This is a genomic window from Microcystis sp. M53603_WE2, from assembly GCF_030065435.1.
In genome coordinates this window covers 1-2680 of sequence record NZ_JASJFF010000445.1, presented here as the reverse complement: position 1 = coordinate 2680, position 2680 = coordinate 1, and the positions used below count along the sequence as shown (strand labels likewise).

Here is a 2680-nt window from a genome sequence, read left to right as displayed (position 1 = left end):
TAACTGAAAAATCCCCACCCTACCCAATCACCTCATGTAAATCCGTCGGTGCGAGATTAGGATAAACCACTTCACCATCTTTAAACCAGATAATGCGCTGGGAGTGACGCGCCACATCGGCCTCGTGAGTTACCATCACGATAGTAATGCCACTGTTATTCAATTCCGAGAAAATAGCCATCACCTCTTGGGTCGTTTTCGAGTCCAGCGCCCCCGTCGGTTCATCGGCAAGTAATAATATGGGTTGATTGACAATTGCCCGGGCAATAGCGACGCGCTGCTGTTGTCCCCCCGATAATTGATTGGGTTTATTGTGCAGTCGATTATCTAATTTTACCTTCGTTAAAGCAGCGATCGCTCTTTCCTTTCTTTCTTGGGGAGAAACCCCACCATAAATCATTGGTAACATGACATTTTCCAGCGCACTCATCTGGGGTAAAAGATGGAATTGCTGGAAAACAAAGCCGATTTTACGATTGCGAATCTGGGCTAAATCCCCATCCGGCAGCGTGGAAACGTCCAGATTTTCTAGATAATAAGCTCCCAAGGTGGGACGATCAAGACAGCCGATAATATTCATGGCCGTGGATTTTCCCGAACCCGAAGCCCCCATAATAGCGCAATATTCCCCTTTTTTTAGGCTTAAATTGATGTTATTGAGGGCTTTAACCATGGTTTCGCCACTGCCGTAGATTTTAGACACATTTTCGAGGCGAATAATTACCGGCTGATAGACTTCGGCTTTATCGTTGCGTTCGCTGAGAGAGGAAGTATCAAAACTCATGAAATAAATTCGTGGGGGCAGGGTGTGGGGTGTAGGGTGTGGAGTGTAGGGTTTTACCGATTTTCAGGGGGTCAATTACCTAATTTTCAGGCAAAAAGTGCCTAAATTTCCCCCCTGATCACTCCAAGGGCTGGCAGTTTTTGATTTCAAACAAGCTTAAAGATATTATCCAACAAGGTTTTTAGATTTATTCAGCAAGCCCTAAATAGAGATAAAACCAATAAATGCAGCTATTCTAACCTGAGCAATTCTCCATTCAAGCAACATCCTTGAGAAAACCGACTAAAGGCAAGAAAACTGGCGCTAAATTCGATCGAGCCACGGCTAAACAGGGATAGGATCGATCGCTATAATTTTCCCCCACCTGCAAGGGAAAAATCTTTTCTCCTAAAGAGATAAATACCCCGCCGGCGGCCTGTAGAATTGCCCAAACCGCAGCAATATCCCAGACTTTCGGGGTTGCTTCCACTCCTCCCAAAACCGTGCCATCGGCAACCAAAAGCAGATTATAACTAGCCACTCCTATCATCCGCACTTTGCAGGGAAAGGGGTTTTTAAATACACCTGTACTACGAGCGCAGAGATTAAACAGATGATTTTTGCTGGGAAAATCGTCGCTGGTGTGAATCGGTTGACCGTTGCAGTAGGCCCCCTCTGGACCGGTTAAACCCGTCTCACCGTACCAATAACCATAATAGGCCTGTTTCAGGCAGGGGAGATAAACAAATCCGAACACGGGAGTCCCCCGGTAGAGAAGTCCTAGGGAAATGCCCCAGATGGGAATACCGCGAGTAAAATTAGTCGTGCCGTCGATCGGATCCACTACCCAACACCATTCTTGATCCGGGAAAATATGGGTAGTTTCCTCGGTTAAGACTCCATGATCCTGGAAAGTGCGGGCAATTAATGATCGCAATTCGCCATCGGACCAACGGTCGGCAGCCGTCACTAAAGTCCCGTCTGCTTTATTGGTGGCCTGTAATTTGCCAAAATCAGCTACTAGGCGATCGCCCACCTGCTCGGTAGCCTGATAACAAAAGTCTAAAACCTGACTCCAAAAAGTTTCCATAATTTTCTCGTTCGTCTTCTAGTAGAATATTAAATCATTGTCTAAACTTAGGTAGTCGAGATTGAGCGCGGAAGCCCACCAGGAGATCAGACTAGCTACCCGTCTAGAAGCGATACTTTACCTAAAAGGGCAGCCTGTCCCCTTAACCGAGATGGTGACATTAACCAACAGCGATCGCTTGACGGTGGAAGATGCTATGATCGAGTTGATGTCCGATTATGCCCACCGGGATAGTGCCTTGGAAGTGGTGGAAACCCCCCTCGGTTATAGTTTACAATTGCGGTCAGCTTATCAGAATTTGATCGAAGACCTGATCCCGGCCGAATTAGGCACAGGAACCCTCCGTACTTTAGCAGCGATCGCACTAAAAGAACCGATTTTACAAGCGGATTTAATTAATTTACGAGGCAGTACGGCCTATCAACAGGTTCAGGACTTGGTAGAACGAGGATTTGTGAGAAAACGCAAGCAAAATGAAGGTAGATCGTACTGGTTAGAATTAACCGATAAATTTCATCAATATTTCGAGGTTGACAATCTTAGAGAACAGGGTATTCTGGAAGCTACCGATCGGGAATAAGGAGAGAGAGAGTATATTAAGGGTGAATGTTTGATCACTGAGCTAAACTTGAAGAAGATGGGGGGGACTTCAGGCAATCAAGAAGAGCGATTTGTTAACCTAGATCCAATAACCACTACAGCGTGGGAGTTCTGATGACTTTTAATCCTGATTTTTTTCCCTGGGAAACCGAAGAACAAAACGATAACTGTCTGATGCAGTATCTCCAGCAGCAGCATCCTGAAACCCTTGAGAGAATAGCCCAATC

General features: G+C 45.9%; 3 protein-coding genes and 1 pseudogene. 2 read left to right on the top strand and 2 right to left on the bottom strand.

The genetic code is table 11. The features are described from left to right. Positions 1–19 precede the first annotated feature (19 nt). Positions 20–784: an ABC transporter ATP-binding protein gene (locus PX481_RS09395; protein WP_002763001.1), complete on the bottom strand. Its 765-nt coding sequence runs from the start codon at positions 782–784 to the stop codon at positions 20–22. A 256-nt stretch (positions 785–1040) separates the two neighbouring features. Then, positions 1041–1853, bottom strand: coding sequence for an inositol monophosphatase family protein (locus PX481_RS09390; protein WP_002763003.1), 813 nt, complete (start codon positions 1851–1853; stop codon positions 1041–1043). A 61-nt stretch (positions 1854–1914) separates the two neighbouring features. On the opposite strand from PX481_RS09390, the gene scpB reads away from it, so the two are divergent. Both scpB and PX481_RS30095 read left to right on the top strand, forming a co-directional pair. Beyond that, positions 1915–2433: an SMC-Scp complex subunit ScpB gene (gene scpB / locus PX481_RS09385; RefSeq protein WP_002763004.1), complete on the top strand. Its 519-nt coding sequence runs from the start codon at positions 1915–1917 to the stop codon at positions 2431–2433. Between the two features lie 134 nt (positions 2434–2567). Continuing rightward, positions 2568–2680, top strand: a pseudogene (locus tag PX481_RS30095) (DUF760 domain-containing protein); the annotation flags it as partial.

What these genes read in the sequence shown, in the direction of transcription:
- PX481_RS09395 (WP_002763001.1), bottom strand. Translation starts at nt 784, where the DNA reads ATGAGTTTTGATACTTCCTCTCTCAGCGAACGCAACGATAAAGCCGAA.
- PX481_RS09390 (WP_002763003.1), bottom strand. Translation starts at nt 1,853, where the DNA reads ATGGAAACTTTTTGGAGTCAGGTTTTAGACTTTTGTTATCAGGCTACC.